The following is a 23,073-nucleotide window of genomic DNA, read 5'->3' on the forward strand; positions in this document are numbered from 1 at the left end:
CCGGCGCCCCGTTCTGTCGGAAGAGACGAATGGGGGAGGTCCCGATGCACCAGCCACTGCTTGCCGCTGCGGCGTTGTCCTTGGCGGTCGCGCTGTCCGGCTGCCTGCCTGCGACGAACAGCGCGGAACGGGTGGAGACGACGACGGTCGCCGGGATCGTCCAATCCATCAATCCGGCCAGCCGCCGCTTTGTCGTCGAAACACCGGAGAGCACAATCCGATACCGCGCAAGCCCCGCAGTGCGCAATTTCGACCAGATCAAGGTCGGCGACAAGGTCCAGCTCAACCACTACGATTTCATCGCGGTGTCCATGGCGGCCCCCGGCGATCCAGGCGACCGGCGGGTGGAGCGTTTCGGCCAGCGCGCACCGGCGGGCAAAAGCCCCGCCACAATGGGTGGAGAGGTCGAATCGATGGTGGTCGATCTGATCTCCTATGACCGGGAGGAGAAGATCGCCAATATCCGCATGCCGGACGGCAGCTATCGCCATGTCAACGTACCGCGGGAATTCTGGTCATTCGCAGCCTCCCGCAAGCCCGAGGACCGGGTTCTTGTGGTGATCGAAGACGCCCTCGCGGTTTCGATCATCCCGTCGAAGTAGCCGCCCGCCTCAGGCAGTCAGCCCCTCGGGTTCCTCCAGACCGTTCGCCCGGCAGCAGGCGGTCACGGTATTGGCCAGAAGACAGGCGATGGTCATCGGCCCGACCCCGCCCGGCACCGGCGTGATGGCGCCAGCCACCTTCACCGCGCTGTCGAAATCGACATCCCCCACCAGCCGGGTCTTGCCCTCGCCCCGTTCCGGCGCAGGGATGCGGTTGATGCCCACATCGATCACCGTCGCGCCGGGCCTGATCCAGTCACCCGGAATCATCTGCGGGCGCCCCACCGCGGCGACCAGAATGTCCGCCCGCCGGCACACCTCTGCCAGATCGCGGGTGCGGGAATGGGCAACGGTGACGGTGCAACTGTCGCTCAGCAATAGCTGCGCCATCGGCTTGCCCACGATATTCGACCGGCCGACCACGACGGCCTCCTGCCCCGAAAGATCGCCCAGATGGTCGCGCAGCATCATCAGGCAACCCAGCGGCGTGCAGGGCACCATCGCCTTTTGCCCGGTCGCCAGAAGCCCGACATTGGAGATGTGAAAGCCGTCGACATCCTTGGCCGGGTCGATGGCATTGATCACCTTGGCCGCGTCGATATGATCCGGCAGGGGCAGTTGCACCAGAATGCCATGCACCGCCGCATCCCTGTTCAGCCGCGCGATCAGGGCCAGCAGATCGGCCTCTGGCGTGTCCACTGGCAAGCGATGCTCGAACGAGGCCATGCCGGCCTCTTCGGTCTGTTTGCCCTTGTTGCGCACATAGACCTGGCTTGCAGGATCCTCGCCCACCAAAACCACGGCCAGGCCCGGGGTCAGGCCATGGTCGTCCTTCAACCGGGCCACATGCCCGGCCACACGCTCCCGGATGCTGGCCGCGAAAGCCTTGCCGTCGATCAGTGTCGCGCTCATGCCTGTTTCTTCCCGTCCGCCATTGCCGCCTCTTCACGGTGGATCGACCATTCGATCAACTCGCGCCACATCGTTTCGGCAAGGTCTGGGTCAAGCCCCTCTTTGCCTGCGTGATGGCGCACATTGCGGATGACCTCGTCAATCCGCGCCCCGATCCGCGCGGGCAGGCCCTCGCCGGGTTTCAGTTCCGCAGCCCGGTCGATGAACCGGGCGCGCCGGGCCAGAAGCGACACGATCTCGGCATCGAGCGTATCGATCTGAAGGCGCAGATCCTTCATGTTCTGGCAGGCCTCGGGCGGGGTCATGACTTCGCGCTCCTTTACCCAGATCCGGTCATGCCCCTGTTACAGCGGGGGCGCGGGGGCTGCAATCCGCCTTCAGAAAAGCCCCTCGACCTGACCCAGATCATTCAGGCCGATCGCCTCGGCCGCCGGGCGGCTGGGCAGGCCCGGCATGGTCATGATCTCGCCGCAGATCACCACGACAAAGCCCGCCCCCGCGGACAGGCGCACCTCGCGCACCGGCACGGAATGGCCTTCGGGCGCGCCCCGCAGGTTCGGGTCGGTCGAGAAGGAATACTGCGTCTTGGCCATGCAGATCGGCAGGTGCCCATAGCCGGCGGCTTCCCACGCGTGCAACTGGTCGCTGATCTTCTTGTCGGCCAGAACCTCATCGGCGCGGTAGATGCGCTTGGCGATGACCTCGATCTTGTGGAACAAAGGCTCGTCATCGTCATAAAGCGGCGCGAATGTGTGGTGGTCCTGCCCGGCGAGGTCCACGACGCGATGCGCCAGCGCCTCGATCCCCGCGCCGCCGTCGGCCCAGTGCTTGCACAGGATCGCCTCGCTGCCGTGGCGGGCGACATAGGATTCGACGGCCGCGATCTCCGCCTCGGTATCGCCTGCGAAGTGGTTGATCGCGACCACGGCCGGAACGCCGAAGGATCGCACATTCTCGATATGGCGGCCCAGATTGGCGCAGCCCCGTTTCACGGCCTCCACATCCTCGGCCTTCAGGGCCTCCTTCGCCACGCCGCCGTTCATCTTCAGCGCCTTGACGGTTGCCACGATCACAACCGCCGCGGGGGACAGCCCCGCCTTGCGGCACTTGATGTTCATGAATTTCTCTGCCCCCAGGTCCGCACCGAAGCCGGCCTCGGTCACGACATAGTCGGCGAGCTTCAGGGCTGTCGTCGTCGCGATGACCGAGTTGCAGCCATGGGCGATGTTGGCAAAGGGCCCGCCATGGACAAAGGCCGGCGTATTCTCCAGCGTCTGGACGAGGTTGGGCTGCATCGCGTCCTTCAACAGCACCGTCATTGCGCCATCGGCCTTCAGGTCGCGGGCAAAGACCGGCTCGCGCTCTCGCGTATAGCCGACGATGATATCGCCCAAGCGCCGTTGCAGGTCGGCCAGATCGGTGGCAAGGCACAGGATCGCCATGACCTCGGAGGCGACCGTGATGTCGAAACCGGTCTCTCGCGGGAAACCGTTGGCCACGCCGCCCAGCGAACAGACGATGTCGCGCAGCGCCCGGTCGTTCATGTCCATCACCCGTCGCCACGTCACCCGGCGCTGGTCGATCTCCAGTTCGTTGCCCCAGTAAATGTGGTTGTCCACCATCGCGGCCAGCAGGTTGTGCGCGCTGGTGATGGCATGGAAATCGCCGGTGAAATGAAGGTTCATGTCCTCCATCGGGACGACCTGTGCATAGCCGCCCCCCGCGGCCCCGCCCTTCATGCCGAAGCACGGGCCAAGGGATGCCTCGCGGATGCAGATCGCGGTCTTCTTGCCCAGCCGGGCCAACCCGTCACCCAGGCCCACTGTCGTTGTCGTCTTGCCCTCGCCCGCGGGTGTCGGATTGATCGCGGTCACCAGGATCAACTTGCCCGAGGGCCGGTCAGACAGCCCCGCGATGAAATCCGCGCTGACCTTGGCCTTGTCATGGCCATAGGGCAGCAGCGCCTCTGCCGGAATGCCAAGCTCCGCGCCGATTTCCTGAATCGGGCGTTTCAATGCGGCCCTTGCAATCTCGATATCCGTCTTCGCGGTCATTTGCCCCTCCTCCCCTAGGACGTCTGCTTTTACACATACCTTTCAACAACCCGCCGGCAAGCGCCAGACCAGACCGCATGCAACCGGGCCGTGGTCTGTTTCAGACCCGATGGAATGCACCCGGCCCTTCATGAACTGGCAGGCTGTGGACGGGTCTGCCGCCATCATCCGACCAAGAAAAAACCCGCCGCATCGGGATGCGGCGGGCTTTCGGAAAGGGCGTTCGGTCAGACCGACGGTTCGGGTTCAAGCCCCGGCTTCGACCGCGGCTTGGTCTTCGGGATCGCCGTGACCGAGGGCGCGTTGCCGCTTTGCGGCGGGGTGTCCTCGTCATCGCCACGGTTCAGCGGCTCACCGTTGATGACCTTCATGATTTCAGGTCCGGTCAGCGTCTCGTATTCCAGAAGCCCCTGCGCCAGCCGCTCAAGATCGTCGTTCTTGTCGGTCAGGATGCGCTTGGCCGTCTCATAGCCTTCGTCGATGATCTCCTTGACCTTGTCGTCGATCACCTTCTGCGTGGCGGCAGAGTGGTTCTGACCGCCGCCATAGGCGCCCAGATAGCTCTCCTGCTCGTTGGCATAGTCGACATAGCCCAGTTCCTCGGCAAAGCCGAACTGCGTGACCATGGCGCGCGCGATCTTGGACACCTGCTGGATGTCCGAGGCCGCACCAGAGGTAACGTTCTCCTTGCCGAAGATCAGTTCCTCGGCAACGCGACCGCCCATCGCCATCGCGATCTTGGACTTGTACTTGGTGTAGGTGACCGAAAGCTGATCGCGCTCCGGCAGGCTGAGCACCAGCCCAAGGGCACGGCCCCGCGGAATGATCGTCGCCTTGTGGATCGGATCGTGCTGGGGAACGTTCAGGCCGACGATGGCGTGGCCCGCCTCGTGATAGGCGGTCAGCTTCTTTTCGTCCTCGGTCATGACCATGGACCGCCGTTCGGCCCCCATCATGACCTTGTCCTTGGCGTTTTCGAAATCCTCCATCGTCACGAAACGCCGGCCCACGCGGGCAGCCATCAGCGCCGCCTCGTTCACGAGGTTCGCAAGGTCAGCGCCCGAGAAACCGGGCGTGCCGCGCGCGATGATGCGCAGGTCGACATCCGGGCCCAGCGGCACCTTGCGGGCATGGACGCCTAGGATTTTTTCGCGGCCCTTGATGTCGGGGTTCGGCACCTGCACCTGCCTGTCGAACCGGCCGGGGCGCAAGAGCGCGGGGTCCAGAACGTCGGGCCGGTTGGTAGCGGCGACGATTATGATGCCTTCGTTGGCCTCGAAGCCGTCCATTTCCACCAGCAACTGGTTCAGCGTCTGCTCGCGCTCGTCATTGCCGCCGCCATAGCCGACGCCACGGGACCGGCCCACGGCGTCGATCTCGTCGATGAAGACGATGCAGGGCGCGTTCTTCTTGGCCTGTTCGAACATGTCGCGCACGCGGGATGCACCGACGCCGACGAACATCTCAACGAAGTCGGAACCCGAGATGGTGAAGAAGGGCACGCCCGCCTCTCCCGCGATGGCGCGCGCCAACAGCGTTTTACCGGTGCCCGGGGGGCCCACCAGCAGCGCACCTTTCGGGATCTTGCCGCCAAGGCGGCTGAACTTCTGCGGGTTGCGCAGGAATTCCACGATCTCTTCCAGCTCTTCCTTGGCCTCGTCGATGCCGGCGACATCGTCGAAGGTCACCCGGCCATGCTTTTCGGTCAGCAGCTTCGCCTTGGACTTGCCAAAGCCCATCGCGCCGCCGCGCCCGCCGCCCTGCATCCGGTTCATCAGGAAGATCCAGATGCCGATCAGGATGATGAAGGGCAGAAGCGTGCCGATATAGGCGAGGATGCCGTTCTGCTCCTGCGGCTCGGCCCGGACGTCGACATTGCTGTCCAGAAGCTCCTGCGTGACGTCCGCGCCCTGCGGCACGATTGCCGTCACGGTCGACCCGTCGGCCTGCCGGATCACGGCGCGTTCGCCATCCAGCGTGACGCTGGACACATCGCCATTGTCGACGCTTTGCAGGAACTCGGTATAGCTGATCTGACGGGACGACATCGTCCCCTGGCCGCCGCTGAAAAGATTGAACAAGGCCAGAATCAGAAGAAACAGGACGACCCAAAAGGCAATTTGTCTCGCGTTGCCCACAGACTTCTCCTTACATTTCGTTGGGCACACGCGCGCCCCGCGCATACCCGTTGGCCTAAGATAGCGATTGGCAGCCCTTGTTCAATGCGCGACTAAACGTTCGATGAACAGGGTGGAAACGGACGCCGTCCAGCCATTTGACAGTCCCGCCAAGGGTGCCGCGATCAGTTCTTCGCCCCGCCATAGCGCAGGAGAGGCCAGCAGGGAAGCCCGCGGAAGGCCCACCGCGCGCCAGTCCGGGCTGCGTGCAAGCCCCGTTTCGCCTAGGGCACGGACCTCTTCATCGCCCTTGGCCGGGCCGGTCAGCGTCCATCGCCCGTCCCATGTCCGATCTGCCACGCATACTGTACCACGCACCGCCGCGTATTCCCGCGCAATCCTGATGTGCGTGCGGCCCCTGTCGATCAAGCATCCGTGAAGCGTGGCGCGCCCGGACGATTCAAGCACCCCGAACACGCCCCCAAGCGCGTCGGCCCGCGGCGGATACTCTGCGCTTGCCACCCAGCAAAGGGCCGCGTTGATCAGGCGGCGCGCGATTTCGCCCGGAAGCGCCGCCAAGCCAGCGGCATCGATCAGGACATCGCCCCGGTCGACATGGGCAATCCGATCCGCCGTTTCGGCCGCGACCGCGGACAGCGCCTGCCGCGCATCCGCCAGACGCGCGGCCGTCGCGGCAAGCCCCTCGGCGGTCACGCCAAGCGGGGCCAACATCTCCAACGCCCGGCGGGCCTGTACGCGGTCGAACCGCAGATCGTCGTTGCTGGGATCCTCGACCCAGGCCTGCCCGTGATCGGACAGATAGCGCCGCAACACCGCCCGCGGGGTGTCCAGAAACGGACGCAGCCAGACCACCCCCAGCGCCGTTCGCATCGGTGCCATGCCGGACAAGCCGTCCACCCCGGCCCCGCGGCCCAGTCGCATCAGAACCGTTTCCGCCTGATCGTCCCGTGTGTGCCCCAAGGCGACACGGGCAATACCCTTCGCCGCAGCCCAGTCGGCAATCAGCCGTTGCCGCGCCCGGCGCGCGGCGTCCTGCAGGTTGCCGCGCCCCTGCCAGCCCGTCCAGTGCAAGATGTCGTGGGGCACGCCCAGCCTTGCGCATGTCTCGGCCACGAACTGCGCCTCTGCCGCCGCTTCGGGGCGCAATCCGTGGTCGACGGTGACAGCCTGCAGCGCCCCGCCACCGGCCGCGCGCCTTGCCGCCAGCGCATGCAACAGCGCCATGGAGTCGCCGCCCCCCGACACCGCGACACCAAGGGGCGCCGACCCGTCGCAAAGCGGCGACAGCGCCTGTTCCAACAGCGTTTCGATGTGGCCTAGTTGCACCCGGTCCTGCCGCTTTCGGTCGCGGCCGTCTTCGCCTCGGGGGCGGCGGGAAAGCGGTTGACGACTTCGCCAAGCGTCACGCAGGCCTCTCGCGTCTGGCCCAGTTCCCGAAGGCCCATGCCAAGCTGCAGGAGCGACGCGGGGGCATGGGGGCTGTTGGGGTTCCCGGCAAAGCTTTCCAGATAGGCGCGCGCCGCCTGCGATGTCTCTCCCATCGCCGACAGGGCCTGCCCCCGAAGATAGTTCGCCTCGGCCGACATCGGGCTGCCGGGGTAGGTGTCATTGAAGGTTTGGAACAGGGCGGCGGCCTCGGCGTTCCGGCCCTCCTCCAAGGCCTGCCGGGCGGCATCGAAATCGATACGCTCGCCCACCGCCAGTTCTGCCCCGCCTGCGCTGTCGGGGGCTTGCGGCGCGGGCGCCGGCGGCAACTCCCCGCCGCCGAGGGTCGACGTTGCGCCAAGCCGGCTGACATCGCCGCCTTCCAGCTCCACCAACCGGAATTCCAGATCGCCGATGCGGCGGGTGCCGTCCTCGACCACACGGTTCAGGCGGTGTTCCAGTTCCTCGGTCTCGGCGGTCAGGCGCCGAAGCTCGTCCTCAAGCGCGTCGACACGTTGCAGGATCGATGCCCCGCCGGGCGGTGTCGGGCCCGAGGTCGTGGACAGTTCCCGCTTGAGCTTTTGCATCTCGACAAACAGCACCGACAATTCCTGCCGGATATCGGCAAGCGTCTGCTCGCGCGACTGGGCCATCGCGCCCGCATCACCGCCGATTGCCAGGACCGCCGCCAGAACAAGTGCCGAAATCCGCATGAACCCGCCCCTTAGCTACCCGCACCGGCCGAAAGGACCGTAACGGCCCGGCGGTTCTTGGCATAGCAGGACTCCACCGAACAGACCTCGATCGGGCGTTCCTTGCCATAGGTCACGGTGCGCAGCCGTGTGGGCGACACCCCGCGGGAGACGAGATACTCCCGTGCCGCATTGGCCCGGCGCGCACCGAGCGCGAGGTTGTATTCCCGCGTGCCCTGTTCATCGGCATGCCCCTCGATCACGGCGCTGTAGCCGGTGTTGGCGATCAGCCAGCGCGCCTGTTGTTCCAGCGTGTCGCGCGCCTCGGCCGACAGGCTGCTTTGATCGACGGCAAAGAACACGCGGCCGCCCACCGTCTGCGTGAAATAGGCCATGGAGGCCGGGTTCGACGGGTCGCCCATCGCCACGGACCCGCCCCCGGCGCCCGCACCCCCACCGCCGGTCATGAACCGCTCTGGCGTGGAACAGCCGGCAAGGGCGAGGGCTGCAAGAATTGCTGCGCTTTTCGCAATCGGTGTCATGCGTGAAAGTCCTGTCTTGAAAGTTCCAGCCGGGCGGCATCCTACCAGCCGCGTTAAGATTTGAAAATGTGGCCCCTTACGGCAAGAGCGGCGACCATGACGGGTCCGACGCCGCGCCGGCATAGGGCACCTTGCGCAGGTTTCGGCCGGTAATGTCGACGGAATACAGCGCAGGCGCCCCCGTGGCACCCGCGCTTTCGCGGGTGAACATGATGACCCGGCCGTTGGGAGACCATGTCGGCCCCTCGTCCAGGAACGACGCGGTCAGCAGGCGTTCTTCCGACCCATCGGTGCGCATCACGCCGATGTGGAACCGCCCGCCGTTCTGCTTGGTAAAGGCGATCAGATCCCCCCGCGGCGACCAGACCGGCGTACCATAACGCCCCTGCCCGAAAGAGATCCGCCGCGGCTCCCCCCCGCCCGCGGGCATGACGTAAAGCTGCTGGGTGCCCGACCTGTCGCTTTCAAAAACGATGCGCGAGCCGTCCGGCGCAAAGCTGGGGGCGGTTTCAATCGACGGCGCGCTGGTCAGGCGCTGGCGCCGCCCCGATTGCAGGTCGAGCGTGAAGAGATCGGTATTGCCCCCATCGCTGAGCGAGAACACCACGCCGCGCCCATCCGGCGAAAACCGCGGCGCAAAGGTCATGGTGCCGGGCTGGTCGTCCAGCGCCCGGCGGCGCCCGGTCGCGATGTCCAGAAGATAGATGCGGGGAAAACCGGTCTCATAGCTGGTGTAAAGCACCCGGTCGCCCGCGGGCGAAAACCGCGGCGCAATCACCAGCGATGAGGCATCGGTCAGGTCCTGCACATTTGCGCCGTCCTGATCCATCACGGCCAACCGCTTGGTCCGCGCGTTCTTCGGCCCGCTTTCCGCCACGAACACCACGCGGCTGTCGAAATAGCCGCCTTCGCCGGTGATCCGCCGATAGACCTCGTCCGCGACCTTGTGCGCGACCCGCCGCCAACTGGAGGTGGAGCCCCCGAATTGCAGCCCCTCGCCCAGCGGTGCCCCGGCAAAGACATCGAACAGGCGGAACTTGACGGTCAGCCGGCCATTGCTGCCGACGCTTACCGCCCCGGTGATCAGCGCCTGCGCATTGATCGCCTTCCAGTCGGCATATTGCACGGGGCTGTCGAAATTCGTCACCGTCGAAAGATAGGCGTTCTCGGCGATCTTCCGGAACAGACCGCTGCCGTTCAGGTCGCCCGCGATCACCTGTGCGATGTCCCGGGCATAGTCCTGGGCCGCGGCATTCTCGGCCACGAAACCGGGGACGGCATAGGGCAAGGGCTCGATGATCCCCTCGTCGATCTCGATCCGCAGGGGCGCGGCCCCGGCCGTCACCGCCCCGAAAGCAAAGCCCAAGCCCAGAACAACCGCCCAAAGCACCACACGCATCGTCATCGCACCCTCATATTCTCGGGGTTGAAGGTCATCTCGATCTCGCGCCACTGATCGAATTTCTCGGGCGGAAGGGGGAACCCGCGCGCGCCGCACAGGATAATCGCCCGCCGGGCGGAGGCGTAGGTTTGCCGCGCCGCGGCCTCTGGCCCACCGGTCCACGACACCAGACGGATCGTTTCGGTCAGGGGATGCCCGTCTTCCTGCATGTCCACGCCCAAGACCACCGTCGTCGCCAGCGCCTCCGACGACAGCGCGCCGACATTCCAGCAGCGAGAGACCGCGATCCGGAGCGCATCGCGCTCGCCCGCCGTCAGCACCGGGCCCTCTGATGCCACACCTGCGCCGGGGCGCGGAACATCCGGCGCGGCAAGGGCCGCGGCAACGGCATCGGCGACGGCAGCGGCCAGCGTGTCCGTTTCCGGCTCTGGCTCAGGGGTCGGTTCAGGCGCGGTTTCCGCCGTTTCCACGGGCAGGCCGGGCTCCGCGGGCTCGTCGGGCGGCGTTTCCACCGGCGGTTCGGCCACGGCAGGCCGGGCCGGGCGACTGCGCGGACGGGGAGAGGACGCAAGCGCGCGCCCGGTTTGCGGCCGTTCCTCGGCCTCGGTCACGATTTCGGTCGTGGCGTCCTCGGGCGCGGCGGCCTCCTCGGGCGACCGGGGCACAACGGCGGCCGGGTCGGGACGAACCGACGGGGTGGGAAGATCCGCGATCGCCACATCATCGGGCAGCCTTGCCGGTTCGGGCGCGATCCGCTCTGCCGGACGCGGCGGGGCGGTGTCGGGCAGCGGCGCCTCTGGTGCCTCGGCCATCTCCGGCGGAAGGGGAGGCGGCACGGTCTCGGCAACTTCGGCCTCCGGCAAGGGCACCAACCCGCTGGTATCGGGTGCGATGTCGGGGTCCACCGGCGTCTGACGCTCCGGCAAGGTGGGCCGCTCCGGGCGGACCTCCGGCGCCGGAACCGGACGGGTCGCGGTCGGTTCCTCGGGGGCTTGGGGCAGGTCGACCGCCTGTTCGGCCCGCGGGGCGGCCGCGGGCGCCATCAACGCTGCAAACTCCTCACCCGACAGGATCGTCACGTCGGTCACCTGCATCGGTTTCGGCGGCGGCGCGGCGAACAACCCGGCCAGCAGCACCCATGCGATCAGCAGCAGATGCATCCCGCCCGAAATATAGGTGCCGGTGTTCATGCACGCCCTGCCCTACTCGTCCCGGCCGTCCATCGCCGGCCCGCCGGTATCGGTCACCAGACCGATGTCGCGAAAACCAGCCGCGTTCAACGCGCCCATCACCTGCACCACCCGCTCATAGGCAATCGATCCATCGGCCCTGAGATAAATCTTGTCGTCCCGCCGCTCCGCCGCCACGGCCCGCAACTTGGGGATCAACGCGGCCGGCTCGACCTCGGTTTCCTGGACCACCAGCCGGCCATCGGCCGTCAGCGTCACGGTCAGCGGGGCCTCTTGCGCGGCGGGCAGCGCATCGGCCGCGGTTTTCGGCAATTCCACCGGCACGCCCACGGTCAAGAGCGGCGCAGCCACCATGAAGATGATCAGAAGCACCAGCATCACGTCCACCATCGGGGTGACGTTGATCTCTGACATGGCCGGGGGGTGACGGCGATGGCCGCGCAGACGCCGCCCGCCCGATCCGTTGCGCGGAGAGGACCCGGCCCCCATCCCTCAGGCGTCCAGCTGGCGCGACAGGATGGTGGAAAACTCGTCGGCGAAGGATTCATAGCCACCGACGATCCGGTCGCTGTCCGCCGACAGCTTGTTGTAGAACACCACGGCCGGGATCGCCGCCAGCAGGCCCAGCGCGGTCGCGACCAGCGCCTCGGCAATGCCCGGGGCGACCACGGCAAGGTTGGTGTTCTGCTGCAGCGCGATCTGCTCGAACGCGTGCTTGATGCCCCAGACCGTGCCGAACAGCCCAACGAATGGCGCGGTGGAGCCGACCGTGGCAAGGAAGGACAGCCCGCCATTCAGCAGCTCCGCCTCCTTGGCGATGGCCACGTCCATCGACCGGTCGATCCGGGCGGCGGCCCCCGCGATCAGGCCGCCGTCCTGCCGGTGGCTGCGCTGCCATTCCACCATGCCGGAGGCAAAGATCTTCTGCGGCGCGGTGGCGGGGTCCGGGCCCAGCGTCTCGAACAACTCGTCCAGCGGGTCCCCCGACCAGAACGCCTCGTCGAAACTGTCGGCCTCGGCCCGCGCCCGGCGGAAGGCGATCAGTTTCTGGATGATGATCGCCCATGACCAGAACGAGGCGGCGATCAGCACCAGCATCACCAGTTTCACGGTGAAGGTCGCGCGCACGAAAAGGGCCAGCAGGGAGAAGTCAATCTCCTGCGCCATCGCAAGGGTATCGGGTTCCATTCTGCCTGCTCGCGGTTAGGGGCGTTTCTTGGGCTCGCCGCCGGTTGGGCCGAACCTACCCGGTTTCCGCGATCATTGCCAACACAACCGCGTCAACGGATCAGCCCTGCGCCCCGGCGCCCTCCAGCACTCGGCGAAACTCTGCCGGCAGCCGCGTGGGCCGCCCGGTCGCCGTCAGGGTCACAAGGGTGACGCGGGCGGTGAACAGCCGATCCGCCCCCCGGCACACCGCCTGGTCAAGGATCAGCCGCGCGGGGGTCAGTTGCGCAAGCGCCGTTTCCACCGTCAGAAGGTCGTCGAACTTGGCGGGGGACAGGTAATCCGCCTCCACCCGCCGCACGGCGAAGACAATGCCCTCCTCCGCCTTCAGCCGGGCCTGATCGACGCCCAGCTCCCGCACCCATTCCGACCGCGCCCGTTCGATGAATTTCAGGTAATTGGCGTAATAGACGATGCCGGCAAGATCGGTGTCTTCGTAATAGACGCGGAGTTGGTAGGTGTGGGTCATGTGGTGGAGTCCGTCTTCACAAGGCCAGAAAAACCCGCAACCGCCAACAGCGACAAGGCCCAGCCCAGCGCGATCTGCGCCCACAGGAAATACCGCGCGCCCCGCCCGAGGGCGGAGGCGGTTTCATCGGGAATCCAGAAGCCCTGCATCTCCAGATCGACGATGGGCAGCAGCGTATCGGCGGAATAGACCCACGGGTTGAAGCGGGGGTAGGACTGCGCCTCGGGTTGTTGCAGGAAACAGGCAAGTTGGGTGGTGCCGGAGTTGCGGGGGGCAAGTTTAGGGTCGGTGCCTTGGTTGGTGTAGCCCGGATGGCAGGCAGCCCATTCGGCGCTGCGCAGGACAAAGGCGTTGTTGGGCTTGATGGCGTCGCGCTCCGCGGCCTGCTGAAAGACCACCACGCCCAGCGCCCAAAGGCCGAACAGCCATGCAAAGGCCAGAAAGGGCTGGCGACCATAGCGGACCGTGCCGGCGAGAACGACATCCCAGAAACCGAGCCAGAGCGCGACATGGTGGCGACGCACTTTTCGTAATCGCAGCCGGCGAGCCGCGCGCTGCCGCCTCTCCTTTTCGATCAGGATCGCACGAGCGTCAGCCCCATGCCCCATCTCACGTAGCACCTTGGCGCACTGTTCATAGGGCTGAGGGCGGAAATCGCCCTCTGGAAAATAACTATCTTGAAGGGCCAACCATTTCAGACGCGCAGCAGCAGACGCCGGCGAACTTGAAAGAAATGAACCATACTCGCAACGATCTAGCATCAGTTTCCCCGGCCCGGGCCATCCGCAACTTGTATCATGTATTCCGTAAAATCGGCTTGCGCTCAAATCGAGAAAGCCGTCAATCGCAGCACTCTCCCCCACTACAAGGCTACCGGCACATTCCACATGTAAAAGTGACAACGCGAACCCTGACTTCCCAGGTCTCAATCTGGCATTGCCCAAAACCAGGCTTTTTCCAACTCGCGCATGGCAAAATTCTATTTCCCCTTCTGACTGAAAACTATCAAAAATTACACTGCCACCTACAGACACGCTGCTAGCATTAAGGGACATTCCACCGTCAATAGCACTCACACTCGCCTTCGAACAGATCAAGTTCCCTCCAATGCTCGCATCTAAAAGTCGAAGCTCTCCTTTGGATGAAACCCTTTCTAAGAAAACACCTCCGTTGACAGTAATGCGCTCTGCATTCAGAGAATACCCACTCTCCCCGGGCTTAAGGTCGGCTGCCACACAGTTCAAACCCCACCCCATACGGGCATCGACGAGCCTTATTTCCCCCGTAACACAAGTTTTATCCAAGAATACGCCGCCCTTAACCTCAAGACCATCAGCCAACAGAGCGTAACCGTTGCCGTTTGAAGTAATTTTTGCCCCAGTGCAATTTAGGTCAACGCCCAGGCTTGCGTTCATAAAAGAAAGCTCGCCATTTACATCAGCATTGCGAAGGAGAACACTTCCTCGCACGCTCAAGCGGCCAGCATCAAGACCCGGGAGAAAACTATCGTCCAGGCCAATAGAGGAAAATTCAGCCGACTTAAAGATTGGAAGATGATCAAAATGGCACCGAGTAAGCCAAACATCGCTTGACACGCGAACGCCTTCTAGGTCCAGACGTCCAGTTATCCGCACACCCGAAATCCGAATGCCTTTTTCCGAAACTGGTTCTGGTAACTCAAGTTCACCAGTAAAACGCGTAAGTGATTGATATCGTTATGGCGAGATTGGCCAAAATGTAACTACGCGAGGGTGATCAGGCGGGTTTTGGCAGGTTCAGGGTGTCGAAGAGGTCCAGTTGTTCGGGGGTCGGGGTGGTGAGGCCGTCGAGCTTTCGGTCGGCGATCCGGGCTTCGTGGCGGTGGATGCGCGCGAGCATGTCGAGGGCGGTTCGTGGGCTGGCGTCATGTCCTTTTGCCTTCAGCCGCATGCGCATGACGCGGTAGAGGACGAGGGCGAGAAAGCAGATCAGCGCGTGGGCGCGGATGCGGTCGGGCAGCCGATGGTGGACGGGGGCGATCTCGATATCGGATTTCAGGACGCGGAAGCCGCGTTCGATATCGGCCAGCGACTTGTAGCGGGTCACGGTTGCGGTCGGCGTCAGGTCGGGGGCATTGGTCAGCAGGGCGAGCTTGCCGTCGAAGAGTTCGGCTCGGGCGACGGCGTCTTCGTCGATGCTGTAGCTGAACCGGTCGGCCTGCAGGTCTGCCTTGAGGAACCGGGTCAGTTCGGCCTCGGCCACGGCGCGCGTGAAGCGGCTATAGGCGCCGCGGTCGGAGGCGCGGCGGCCCCGCGCCGTCTGGCCGTCGTCTTGCGCATCGAGCTTGGCGACCATCTTTTCGGCCTGGGCTTCAAGTTCGGCGATGCGGGCGCGACGTCGTTCGGATTGGTCGGCGGCTCGAACGGGATCATGGGCGACGATCAGGCGATGGCCGGCAAAATTGCTTTCCGCCAGGCCGCCTTCGTCGAAGGCAAGGCCCCGAAAGGTCTCGACCAGATCGGCATAGCGACGGGCGGGGACGGCGAGGATGAACTCCAGCTTGCGGTCGTCCTGATCGGCCAGGGCGGTCAGTTCGTCGATGTTTTCAAGGCTGAGCAGGCCACGGTCGGCGACCAGGATGACACGCTGCACGGGAAACCGCTGCAACACCGTCTGCAGCATGCCCTGCAGGGTTTTCGTCTCCCCGACATTGCCGGGGTGGACCGTGTGCATGAGCGGCAGGCCGTCGGCGGTTTGCACGACGCCGAGCACGAATTGCCGGGCGATGCCACCGGTTTCCTTGTTCATGCCATAGGCGCGGAGGTCGTCGTCAACCTCTCCGTCGCCATGGATGCGCACCGTGGTCAGGTCGTAGAAGACCACGGCCAGGTCCCGATCGACCAGCGGACGGATTTGTCTGGCCAGTTCCATCTCGACCCGCTCGGCATGGTCCATCAGCGCATCCATGGCGCGGAGCAGATGTTGATGCGTGACGGTGTCCGGCATCGCCGGCATCGCGACCGTTTCCAGCCAGCGCAGGCAGCCAAGCTTGCTTGTGGGGTCGCACAACCGATTGAACACCATGGCGCGGACCAGCGCCTCCACGTCGACTTTCCGCTTGCCGGAACGCAGCGCACGGCCGAGGGCATGATCGAAACCAAGGTCCTTCCACAACTCGTGCAGGGCAAAGACGTCGCCATAGCTGCGCGCCGCCTCGTAGGTGATCTCGGCCTTCTCGGGCTCGACCCGACCCGCGGCGCGACTGAGCCCCCGGATCAGCGCATCGAGCTGGCCATCCTTCATCCCGTCCACGCGCCCCAGATTGGCCACGACGCGCAGCCGGGGCTTGCCCGCCTCGTTACGGAAGGACTCGACAATCTGCAGATAGCGACGCCCGCCGCTCTCGGTGATGCGCGTGAACATGGCATGCAGGATATCGCACGTTTGGGCGCATTCATAGGGTCTTAAACATCATAACGTGTAACTACACGACTTCGGCCGAACTGCCCACCTCGCGCGCCTTAAGCTATTGAAATCCCATACCTGCGCTGAACGCGCTCACGCAGATTCCCCCGGATTTTGTCGAAGTTCGGTGGTAAGGCGTCACAACCCCCAAGTATTAGATAGCGAAGAAACTCGCCTCGAACCTGTCGCCGTTCATCCGCGTCGCATTGTGGGCGTTGGCCCCCATATACCAAGAACCATAGCCCGGTATGTGCTTTGTCCCGTAGTTGTCGCTCCGCCGGGGTCAGCGGCTCGAAGTCCTCCAGCCGCCGTTTCACGCCACGCGCCCCATCCGCGCCGCCAGCCTGAGCGCGTGGCTGGCGTCCTGCGCCATCGCCGGCATCACGGGGTCATAGCCCGCGCGGATCACCGCCGCGATCTCGGGCCGCAGGACCAGAGTGCCGTCGGGGGTGCGGGCCAGCGGGCTTTGGTCGGCAAACGCCGTGTCGGACCACAAAAGGATCGTCTGCACCATCTGGTTCAGCGCCACCGTCTCGGCCGGCAGGGCCGACAGCCCCGCATGCATCCGCACGAAGACGAAGGCCGCCTTGATCGCCCCCGCCTGATCGAACCGGAAGAACCGGTACTGGTTGGCCCCGGCCGCCTGCAACCGCGCCACCAGCGGCCCAAGGTCAGGCACCAGCCGGTCGAGGTCGGGCACCGCCGTCAACTCCGCCCAGTCACGGAAGAAGAAGATCATCAGGTTCGTTCCAAGTTCCGGATCGGTCTCTGCCATCCGGTGCCCGGCCAACGCCACAACCGCCTCGCACGCACCCTTGACAGTGGCGAGCGTCGCGTCGTCCACCCCGAACACCACCGGCGCGATGGGACGTCCCCACCGGGCGAACAGGTAGGACCCGTCCGAGCGGGTGAAGAGGTTTGTCACGTCTTCGGGTGTCATCTTGGCACGACCTCCGCCGCGAAGGCCGCGACCGCGGGGTCGGCCAGAACCTCTGGCCGGCCGTACCAGTGCGACGGCCCGTCCGATGAAAAATGCGCCGCGACCGGCGCGCCGTCAGCGATCCGCAGCCCCCAGAAGCCGCTGCTGGAATTGCATTGATGGGGGGTGCAGCCCGCGCCGAAGACCCATCCGCCGCGCTGCTCTGCCCGGTCACCGACGCCCATCAGGAACATCAGGTCGTTGAACTGATCGAGCGACATGATGGAACCGAAGCGGGTCTGTTCGCCCCGGTCGTGAAACAGCTCGACCGGGCGGCGGTTCACCCAGCGCGTCACATCGGCCCCGGCGCCTGCGGGGGCCACGGGCGTCCGGTCCGCCGCGATGTCCGTTTGGGTCAGCGTCGCACCATCGAAGACGTAGCGTTCCAGAGCGACCGAAAGATCGGGCACGTCGAAATCGACGACGATCCGCCCCGGTTCCAGCCGGACCTCTTCGATCCCGCCAAGACAGGGGCCGAAGGTGTCTGTCCGCGTCACCTGCCCGGGCGCCATGCGCAGAAGCATGTTGTAGCCGATGCAGGCATTGCCACCGCCGGACCCTTTGACAAGAACCCAGTCGAAATCTTCCCCCTGCAGCGCAAAGGCCCCGAGGATCGACAGATACCGATCGGTCAGAAGGGGCTGCCCGGTGCCGTTCAGGTAAAGGCCTTTCTCGAACGCGCCACTCGGGGCGACGGACACAAGGCCATAGCGCGTCTGGACCGCCGCCATGTCGGACAAGCTGACCGGTTGCGCCAGCAAGGGCAGGGGCAAGAGCGCAAGACTTGCAGCGAGGGCACGCATGATCAGGACCCTTTCTCGAAAAGACTTCCCTGTCCGGTTTGCCCCGGGTCACGCGGCGCGGCAAGGCCGAGATGGGTCCACGCCTTGTGGGCCAGCATCCGGCCGCGGGGCGTGCGCTGGATCAGGCCCTGTTGCAGCAGATAGGGCTCGATCACCTCTTCCAGCGCATCGCGGGATTCCGACAGGGCGGCGGACATCGTCTCGATCCCCACGGGGCCGCCGCCGTAGTTTTCCGCGATCATGCGCAGATAGCGCCGGTCGGCCCCGTCAAGGCCCAGCGCGTCGACCTCCATCCGGGTGAGCGCGTGATCGGCCACGGCACGGGAGATCCGCCCATCGCCTTCCACCAGTGCGAAATCCACCACCCGGCGCAGCAAACGCCCGGCAATCCGGGGCGTGCCTCTTGCCCGCTTGGCGATCTCGCGCACGCCATCGGGGTCGGCGGCCACCTGCATCAGGCGCGCACCGCGGGCGACGATCTGTTCCAGTTCGGCGACCGTGTAGAACTGCAACCGGACGGGGATGCCGAACCGGTCGCGCAAGGGCGTTGTCAGCAGGCCCAGCCGGGTTGTCGCGCCGACCAGCGTGAAGGGCTGCAACTCGATCCGCACGGTCCGCGCGGCTGGCCCCTCCCCGATCACCAGATCCAGTTCGAAATCTTCCAGCGCGGGATACAGCACCTCCTCCACCGCTGGGTTCAGCCGGTGGATCTCGTCGATGAACAGGACATCGCGGGCCTCTAGATTCGTCAGGATCGCGGCCAGATCGCCCGCCTTGGCCAGCACCGGGCCCGAGGTCATGCGGAAGTTCACGCCCAGATCGCGCGCGACGATCTGCGCAAGCGTGGTCTTGCCCAAACCCGGCGGGCCGTGGAACAGGGCGTGGTCCATCGCCTCCCCCCGCATCCGGGCGCTTTCAAGGAAGACCCGCAGATTGGCCCGGGCCTCCGCCTGCCCGATGAATTCGGAGAGCGTCTGAGGGCGCAAGGCGCGGTCGCCATCGCCGGGCTGATGTTCGGGGCGCAGGGTCGGGTCGGGATCGGTCATCGCCCTACCCTTTCGGTGCCAGCAGTTTCAGGGCCGCCCGGATCAACGCCGCCGTGTCGGCATCGGGTGCATCGCCGGCGGCACGGGCCACGGCCTGTGCGGCCTCGGCCGGCGCATAGCCCAGATTGCCCAGCGCCGACAGCGCGTCGGCCTGAGCCGAGGCGGTTGTGGGCGCTGGCGGGACGGCAGGCACAGCCGGGGTTGGCGCCGCGGCAACAGGCGTTTCCCCGGCACCGGTCGCGAGGCTCCCCCCGATGGCCATCACGGCCGGGGCCTTGTCCTTCAGCTCGTTCACCACGCGTTGTGCGATCTTGGGGCCCACTCCGGGCGCGGCCTTGATCGCCGCCCAGTCGCCCAGCGTGATGGCACGTCCCACGCCATCGGGCCCCAACGTCCCGAGGATCGCCATCGACGCCTTGGCCCCGATCCCTTGCACCCCCATCAACAGGCGATGCCATTCCCGCTCCAACAGCGTGGGGAACCCGTAGAGCTGCAACAGGTCCTCGCGCACCAGAAGATCGGTGAACAGCGCCGCGGCCTCCCCCACCCCCGGCAGGCCGGCAAGCGTCCGGTCAGAGACATGAATGACATAGGCCACGCCGCCCACGTCGATCATCACATGGTCGGCCCCGCGATGGACCAGCCGCCCGGAAATCCGCCCGATCATTGGCCTGCCTTCGCAAGCGCGGCGGCCAGACGGTTGCCCGCGGCCAGCATATGCGCATGACAAAGCGCCACGGCCAGCGCGTCGGCCGCATCCGGCCCCGCGATGTCGATCCCCGGAAACTGTAGCCGCACCATGTGATCGACCTGGCACTTGTCCGCATGCCCGACGCCCACCACGACCTTCTTGATGGCATTGGGGGCGTATTCCCCCACGTCCAGCCCCGCCTGCGCCGGCACCAGAAGCGCGATGCCCCGTGCCTGCCCAAGCTTCAGCGTGCCGGCCCCGTCACGGTTGACGAAGGTCTGTTCCACCGCCGCGGCCTCTGGCACCAGTCGCGCTATCACCTCTGACAACTGGCTGTGCAGCGACAGCAGCCGTTCCGCCAGAGACTGATCACCGGACGATGTGCAGATGCCGTTGCCGACATGGGTGAGTCGCCCGTTCGCCTGCTCGATCACGCCCCAGCCGGTGCTGCGAAGGCCGGGATCGATGCCCAAGACCCGCATGCGCGCCCCGTTCGTTGTGAGTTTTGTGACCGATTAGCACGAAACGCGAACATCGGCCAGCAAGAATATGCCGACAGCGTATCGGCCCGGCGACAGGGCCAGACCGGCAAATCCGGTCTGAAACCGTCACGCGGAAGTCTGGAAACGACATCATCGCATGCATGATTTTACATTCGGTAACAAACTGTTAGCAGATCGGAACAACATGCGGAATCCGCATGGGTCACATGCGAAAATACCCTGTTGCACGCCACACTTTGTCCACCTAGTTGCGGAATTATTGAGCAGAGTGAAAACTCGAAATCCCAGAGAAGGACGACGTCAATGGCTGTTTACGATCACACCCGCCCGCAGATGGACGGCCACCTTATCGGGGCGCGTCTGAACCGGCTTGTTCCCGATGTCATCGGGCGCATCGCGGCGTGGAACGATGCGCGCATCACCCGCAATGCCCTGTCCAAGCTGACTGACCGCGAACTCTACGACATCGGCCTGTGCCGCGGCGATATCGACCGGATCACCCGCTAAGGGCATCTCGCCGTCACCACCAGAGCTTGGGGCCCCGTGTGCAGACGCCACGGGGCCATTGTCTTTCCGCTACCCGCAGATCAAAGCAGCCCGTGGTCCTTGAACAGGGCTTGCAAGTCGGCCTCGGCCCGGGCGCCGATATGGCTGATGATCTCACTTGCCGCGACGCAGCCCATGCGCCCGCAGGTTTCCAGATCGTGCCCCGCCGTCAGCCCCCACAGGAAAGCACCTGCGAACAGGTCGCCCGCCCCGGTGGCGTCGACGATCTGTGTCGGCACCGCGGGCGCGTGCCAGCGATTGCCCGCCGACAGGATATGGGCGCCATTCTCGCTGTCGGTACAGGCGACGATGTCGATCTCGGCCGCGGCGCGGGCAAGCGCCTCGTCGAAATCCTCGGTTTCGTACATCGACAGCATCTCGGCCCGGTTCGCGAACAACAGGTCCACATCCGCCCGGATCATGCGGCGGAAGGCGTCGCGGTGACGTTCCACGCAGAACGGGTCTGACAGGGTCAGCGCCACACGCCCCCCGGCGGCCTTGGCCGCGCCGATGGCCTTGGCAAAGGCTTCATGGCTGTCAGGCCCGTCGAAGCGATAGCCTTCCAGATAGATCCACTCCGCCCCGGCCACCTGCCGTTCGTCGATATCGGCCGGCGTCAAATGCTCGGTCACGCCGAGATAGGTGTTCATCGACCGCTCACCATCGGGGGTGACCAGAACGATGCAGCGGCCGGTTTCGCCCTCTGCCCCGTTGGGTGCCATCGGGGTTTCGTATTCGGCCCCCTGCGCGCGCAGGTCATGGGCAAAGATCGCGCCCAACTGGTCGTCCTTGACCTTGCCGACATAGGCGGTGCGCCCGCCCAGATGGGCGATGCCAGCGATGGTGTTCGCCGCCGACCCGCCCGAGATTTCCTGCGCCGGGCCGATCTGGCCGTACAGGTGCACGGCCCGTTCCATGTCGATCAGTTGCATGATGCCCTTCTGGACGCCGTGGCTTTCCAGAAAGCTGTCTTCGGCATGGGCGAGAACGTCGACCATCGCGTTTCCGATGCCGACAACGTGGTAGGGTTTGGTCATTCTGTCTTGTCCTCACAGGGGCAGAGATCGCGGATTAGGCAGTTGGGGCACATCGGCTTGCGCGCCTTGCAAACGTAGCGGCCGTGCAGGATCAGCCAGTGATGGGCGTGGCGCTGGAACTCGGCCGGGATATTGTCCTCGATCGCGCGCTCGACGATATCGACGGTCTTGCCCGGCGCGATGCGGGTGCGGTTGCCGACGCGGAAGATGTGGGTATCGACCGCCTGCGCCGGCAGCCCCCACCACATGTTCAGAACCACGTTGGCGGTCTTGCGCCCCACGCCCGGCAGCGCCTGCAACGCCGCGCGGGACGACGGCACCTCACCATCATATTCGTCGACGAGGATCCTGCTGAGCTTCAGCACATTCTTCGCCTTGTTGCGGTAAAGCCCGATGGTCTTGATATGCTCGATCAGACCTTCTTCCCCCAGCGCCAGCATCGCCTCTGGCGTGTCCACCTTGGCAAAAAGCGGGCGCGTCGCCCTGTTGACGCCCGCATCGGTCGCCTGCGCCGACAAAGCCACGGCCACCAGAAGGGTGAAGGCGTTCACATGTTCCAGTTCCCCCTTCGGCTCGGGCTCCTCGGCCTGAAAGCGGGTGAAGATCTCTTTGATCGTGTGATAGTCGAGCGGCTTTGCCATGGCGGTTCGTATGCCTGCTGGGGACGCCGGGGGCAAGATGCGGATCGGCTATGACCCGTTGGCCGCCCGCATGAAGGCCCGCAGCTTGACCTCATCCAGCTTGCCATCGGTTCGCACCCCCGAACACAGATCCAGCCCGAACGGGCGCACCTGTTCCACGGCTTGCCGCACGTTGCCCGCAGTCAGACCCCCGGCAAGAAACACCGGCCGCGGGCTGGCCGCCACGAAATCCCGACTGATCGACCAGTCATGGGGGCGCCCCGTTCCGCCGAGTTCCGGCACCGAGGCGCCCGGCCTGCCGGAATCCAGCAGGAAGGCATGAACGAAGGGCGCGTAATGCGGGATCAGGTCCAGCGCGCCCCGATCCTCGACATGGATCACCTGCACCCTGCGGATATCGGGACGCAAAGTCATCAGCGCACGGGATTCCTCTGGCGCGATGTGAGAGACGATCTGAACCGTCGAGGGGCCCGTTCGGTCGATATGCGCCGCAATCGCCTCCGCCGTGGTCTCGGCCGTCAGCATGAAGGTCGCAACCGGTGGCGGGACGAGGGCCGTGATCTCGGCAATCGCATCATCGGAGATCGGACCGGGCCCAGAGGGCATGGCCGCAACCAGCCCGAGGGCATCTGCCCCAAGGCGTATGGCAAGCATCGCTTCCTCGGGCGTGGCGATACAGCAGATCTTGATTCTGACACGCATGGCGGCAGGCTAGCGGCCTGCCAGGTGC

General features: G+C 65.4%; 24 protein-coding genes. 2 read left to right on the forward strand and 22 right to left on the reverse strand.

Translation table 11 applies throughout. The features are described from left to right. The first annotated feature begins 44 nt into the window (after positions 1-44). Positions 45-602, forward strand: coding sequence for a hypothetical protein (locus RGUI_RS07505; RefSeq protein ID WP_156882899.1), 558 nt, complete (start codon positions 45-47; stop codon positions 600-602). 9 nt (positions 603-611) lie between these two features. Here RGUI_RS07505 and folD read toward each other — a convergent pair whose 3' ends face one another. The 19 genes from folD to ruvC all read right to left on the reverse strand — a co-directional run bounded on the left by folD (position 612) and on the right by ruvC (position 20,098). Continuing rightward, positions 612-1,514 carry a bifunctional methylenetetrahydrofolate dehydrogenase/methenyltetrahydrofolate cyclohydrolase FolD gene (gene folD, locus RGUI_RS07510; RefSeq protein ID WP_081532481.1) on the reverse strand — a complete coding sequence of 301 codons (903 nt, stop codon included), beginning with the start codon at positions 1,512-1,514 and terminating at the stop codon, positions 612-614. Next, on the reverse strand, positions 1,511-1,819 hold the full coding sequence (locus RGUI_RS07515) for a chorismate mutase (protein WP_081532482.1): 309 nt from the start codon (positions 1,817-1,819) through the stop codon (positions 1,511-1,513). The genes folD and RGUI_RS07515 overlap by 4 nt, the downstream gene beginning before the upstream one ends. A 72-nt stretch (positions 1,820-1,891) precedes the next feature. After that, the gene (locus RGUI_RS07520; RefSeq protein WP_081532483.1) at positions 1,892-3,568 is read right to left on the reverse strand and encodes a formate--tetrahydrofolate ligase; all 1,677 of its coding nucleotides are present in this window, start codon (positions 3,566-3,568) and stop codon (positions 1,892-1,894) included. A 227-nt stretch (positions 3,569-3,795) separates the two neighbouring features. After that, positions 3,796-5,706 carry an ATP-dependent zinc metalloprotease FtsH gene (ftsH, locus tag RGUI_RS07525; RefSeq protein ID WP_081532484.1) on the reverse strand — a complete coding sequence of 637 codons (1,911 nt, stop codon included), beginning with the start codon at positions 5,704-5,706 and terminating at the stop codon, positions 3,796-3,798. Positions 5,707-5,787: 81 nt separating this feature from the next. Then, a complete protein-coding gene (gene tilS, locus RGUI_RS07530; RefSeq protein ID WP_253798997.1) occupies positions 5,788-7,032 on the reverse strand; it encodes a tRNA lysidine(34) synthetase TilS in 1,245 nt (414 codons plus the stop codon). Next, positions 7,023-7,844, reverse strand: a complete 822-nt coding sequence (gene ybgF, locus RGUI_RS07535) for a tol-pal system protein YbgF (RefSeq protein ID WP_081532485.1) — start codon at positions 7,842-7,844, stop codon at positions 7,023-7,025. The genes tilS and ybgF overlap by 10 nt, the downstream gene beginning before the upstream one ends. Before the next feature lie 11 nt (positions 7,845-7,855). Continuing rightward, positions 7,856-8,365, reverse strand: a complete 510-nt coding sequence (gene pal, locus RGUI_RS07540) for a peptidoglycan-associated lipoprotein Pal (RefSeq protein WP_081532486.1) — start codon at positions 8,363-8,365, stop codon at positions 7,856-7,858. 76 nt (positions 8,366-8,441) lie between these two features. Continuing rightward, positions 8,442-9,764 (reverse strand): Tol-Pal system beta propeller repeat protein TolB, encoded by a 1,323-nt coding sequence (tolB, locus tag RGUI_RS07545; protein WP_156883070.1) that lies wholly within the window; start codon positions 9,762-9,764, stop codon positions 8,442-8,444. Positions 9,765-9,766: 2 nt separating this feature from the next. Continuing rightward, entirely contained in the window at positions 9,767-10,957 is a 1,191-nt protein-coding gene (locus tag RGUI_RS07550) for a hypothetical protein (protein WP_081532488.1), read from the reverse strand. A 12-nt stretch (positions 10,958-10,969) separates the two neighbouring features. Then, on the reverse strand, positions 10,970-11,446 hold the full coding sequence (tolR, locus tag RGUI_RS07555; RefSeq protein WP_081532489.1) for a protein TolR: 477 nt from the start codon (positions 11,444-11,446) through the stop codon (positions 10,970-10,972). A gap of 3 nt (positions 11,447-11,449) precedes the next feature. Next, a complete protein-coding gene (gene tolQ, locus RGUI_RS07560; protein ID WP_081532490.1) occupies positions 11,450-12,145 on the reverse strand; it encodes a protein TolQ in 696 nt (231 codons plus the stop codon). A gap of 100 nt (positions 12,146-12,245) precedes the next feature. Further along, complete coding sequence (ybgC, locus tag RGUI_RS07565; protein ID WP_081532491.1) at positions 12,246-12,653, reverse strand: tol-pal system-associated acyl-CoA thioesterase; 408 nt, start codon at positions 12,651-12,653, stop codon at positions 12,246-12,248. Beyond that, entirely contained in the window at positions 12,650-14,248 is a 1,599-nt protein-coding gene (locus RGUI_RS21145; RefSeq protein WP_156882900.1) for a hypothetical protein, read from the reverse strand. The genes ybgC and RGUI_RS21145 overlap by 4 nt, the downstream gene beginning before the upstream one ends. 160 nt (positions 14,249-14,408) lie before the next feature. Continuing rightward, positions 14,409-16,055, reverse strand: coding sequence for an IS1634 family transposase (locus RGUI_RS07575; protein ID WP_081532493.1), 1,647 nt, complete (start codon positions 16,053-16,055; stop codon positions 14,409-14,411). Positions 16,056-16,410: 355 nt separating this feature from the next. Further along, positions 16,411-17,037 carry a hypothetical protein gene (locus RGUI_RS07580; RefSeq protein ID WP_081532494.1) on the reverse strand — a complete coding sequence of 209 codons (627 nt, stop codon included), beginning with the start codon at positions 17,035-17,037 and terminating at the stop codon, positions 16,411-16,413. Then, the gene (locus RGUI_RS07585; RefSeq protein WP_081532495.1) at positions 17,034-17,879 is read right to left on the reverse strand and encodes a hypothetical protein; all 846 of its coding nucleotides are present in this window, start codon (positions 17,877-17,879) and stop codon (positions 17,034-17,036) included. The genes RGUI_RS07580 and RGUI_RS07585 overlap by 4 nt, the downstream gene beginning before the upstream one ends. A 2-nt stretch (positions 17,880-17,881) precedes the next feature. Then, a complete protein-coding gene (gene ruvB / locus RGUI_RS07590) occupies positions 17,882-18,925 on the reverse strand; it encodes a Holliday junction branch migration DNA helicase RuvB (protein WP_081532496.1) in 1,044 nt (347 codons plus the stop codon). A gap of 4 nt (positions 18,926-18,929) precedes the next feature. Then, positions 18,930-19,592 carry a Holliday junction branch migration protein RuvA gene (ruvA, locus tag RGUI_RS07595; protein WP_081532497.1) on the reverse strand — a complete coding sequence of 221 codons (663 nt, stop codon included), beginning with the start codon at positions 19,590-19,592 and terminating at the stop codon, positions 18,930-18,932. Continuing rightward, a complete protein-coding gene (ruvC, locus tag RGUI_RS07600) occupies positions 19,589-20,098 on the reverse strand; it encodes a crossover junction endodeoxyribonuclease RuvC (RefSeq protein ID WP_081532498.1) in 510 nt (169 codons plus the stop codon). The genes ruvA and ruvC overlap by 4 nt, the downstream gene beginning before the upstream one ends. A 324-nt stretch (positions 20,099-20,422) precedes the next feature. Here ruvC and RGUI_RS07605 point away from each other — a divergent pair, with 324 nt between their 5' ends. Continuing rightward, complete coding sequence (locus RGUI_RS07605) at positions 20,423-20,626, forward strand: DUF1127 domain-containing protein (protein ID WP_081532499.1); 204 nt, start codon at positions 20,423-20,425, stop codon at positions 20,624-20,626. 80 nt (positions 20,627-20,706) lie between these two features. Here the strand turns inward: RGUI_RS07605 and RGUI_RS07610 are convergent, their stop codons facing one another. Genes RGUI_RS07610 through RGUI_RS07620 form a run of 3 tightly spaced genes read right to left on the reverse strand, consistent with a single transcriptional unit; the run spans position 20,707 to position 23,045 of the window. Then, entirely contained in the window at positions 20,707-21,702 is a 996-nt protein-coding gene (locus RGUI_RS07610) for an adenosine kinase (RefSeq protein WP_081532500.1), read from the reverse strand. After that, entirely contained in the window at positions 21,699-22,343 is a 645-nt protein-coding gene (gene nth / locus RGUI_RS07615; protein WP_081532501.1) for an endonuclease III, read from the reverse strand. The genes RGUI_RS07610 and nth overlap by 4 nt, the downstream gene beginning before the upstream one ends. Positions 22,344-22,391: 48 nt before the next feature. After that, entirely contained in the window at positions 22,392-23,045 is a 654-nt protein-coding gene (locus RGUI_RS07620; RefSeq protein WP_081532502.1) for a phosphoribosylanthranilate isomerase, read from the reverse strand. Positions 23,046-23,073: the final 28 nt, after the last annotated feature.

It is taken from the genome of Rhodovulum sp. P5, from assembly GCF_002079305.1.
GTDB lineage: Bacteria > Pseudomonadota > Alphaproteobacteria > Rhodobacterales > Rhodobacteraceae > Rhodovulum.

Excerpts from the sequence above, each read along its gene's own strand:
- RGUI_RS07505 (WP_156882899.1), top strand. The coding sequence starts at position 45 with ATGCACCAGCCACTGCTTGCCGCTGCGGCGTTGTCCTTGGCGGTCGCG.
- folD (WP_081532481.1), bottom strand. The coding sequence starts at position 1,514 with ATGAGCGCGACACTGATCGACGGCAAGGCTTTCGCGGCCAGCATCCGG.
- RGUI_RS07515 (WP_081532482.1), bottom strand. The coding sequence starts at position 1,819 with ATGACCCCGCCCGAGGCCTGCCAGAACATGAAGGATCTGCGCCTTCAG.
- RGUI_RS07520 (WP_081532483.1), bottom strand. The coding sequence starts at position 3,568 with ATGACCGCGAAGACGGATATCGAGATTGCAAGGGCCGCATTGAAACGC.
- ybgF (WP_081532485.1), bottom strand. The coding sequence starts at position 7,844 with ATGCGGATTTCGGCACTTGTTCTGGCGGCGGTCCTGGCAATCGGCGGT.
- pal (WP_081532486.1), bottom strand. The coding sequence starts at position 8,365 with ATGACACCGATTGCGAAAAGCGCAGCAATTCTTGCAGCCCTCGCCCTT.
- tolB (WP_156883070.1), bottom strand. The coding sequence starts at position 9,764 with ATGCGTGTGGTGCTTTGGGCGGTTGTTCTGGGCTTGGGCTTTGCTTTC.
- RGUI_RS07550 (WP_081532488.1), bottom strand. The coding sequence starts at position 10,957 with ATGAACACCGGCACCTATATTTCGGGCGGGATGCATCTGCTGCTGATC.
- tolR (WP_081532489.1), bottom strand. The coding sequence starts at position 11,446 with ATGGGGGCCGGGTCCTCTCCGCGCAACGGATCGGGCGGGCGGCGTCTG.
- tolQ (WP_081532490.1), bottom strand. The coding sequence starts at position 12,145 with ATGGAACCCGATACCCTTGCGATGGCGCAGGAGATTGACTTCTCCCTG.
- ybgC (WP_081532491.1), bottom strand. The coding sequence starts at position 12,653 with ATGACCCACACCTACCAACTCCGCGTCTATTACGAAGACACCGATCTT.
- RGUI_RS07575 (WP_081532493.1), bottom strand. The coding sequence starts at position 16,055 with ATGTTCACGCGCATCACCGAGAGCGGCGGGCGTCGCTATCTGCAGATT.
- RGUI_RS07580 (WP_081532494.1), bottom strand. The coding sequence starts at position 17,037 with ATGACACCCGAAGACGTGACAAACCTCTTCACCCGCTCGGACGGGTCC.
- RGUI_RS07585 (WP_081532495.1), bottom strand. The coding sequence starts at position 17,879 with ATGCGTGCCCTCGCTGCAAGTCTTGCGCTCTTGCCCCTGCCCTTGCTG.
- ruvB (WP_081532496.1), bottom strand. The coding sequence starts at position 18,925 with ATGACCGATCCCGACCCGACCCTGCGCCCCGAACATCAGCCCGGCGAT.
- ruvA (WP_081532497.1), bottom strand. The coding sequence starts at position 19,592 with ATGATCGGGCGGATTTCCGGGCGGCTGGTCCATCGCGGGGCCGACCAT.
- ruvC (WP_081532498.1), bottom strand. The coding sequence starts at position 20,098 with ATGCGGGTCTTGGGCATCGATCCCGGCCTTCGCAGCACCGGCTGGGGC.
- RGUI_RS07605 (WP_081532499.1), top strand. The coding sequence starts at position 20,423 with ATGGCTGTTTACGATCACACCCGCCCGCAGATGGACGGCCACCTTATC.
- RGUI_RS07610 (WP_081532500.1), bottom strand. The coding sequence starts at position 21,702 with ATGACCAAACCCTACCACGTTGTCGGCATCGGAAACGCGATGGTCGAC.
- nth (WP_081532501.1), bottom strand. The coding sequence starts at position 22,343 with ATGGCAAAGCCGCTCGACTATCACACGATCAAAGAGATCTTCACCCGC.
- RGUI_RS07620 (WP_081532502.1), bottom strand. The coding sequence starts at position 23,045 with ATGCGTGTCAGAATCAAGATCTGCTGTATCGCCACGCCCGAGGAAGCG.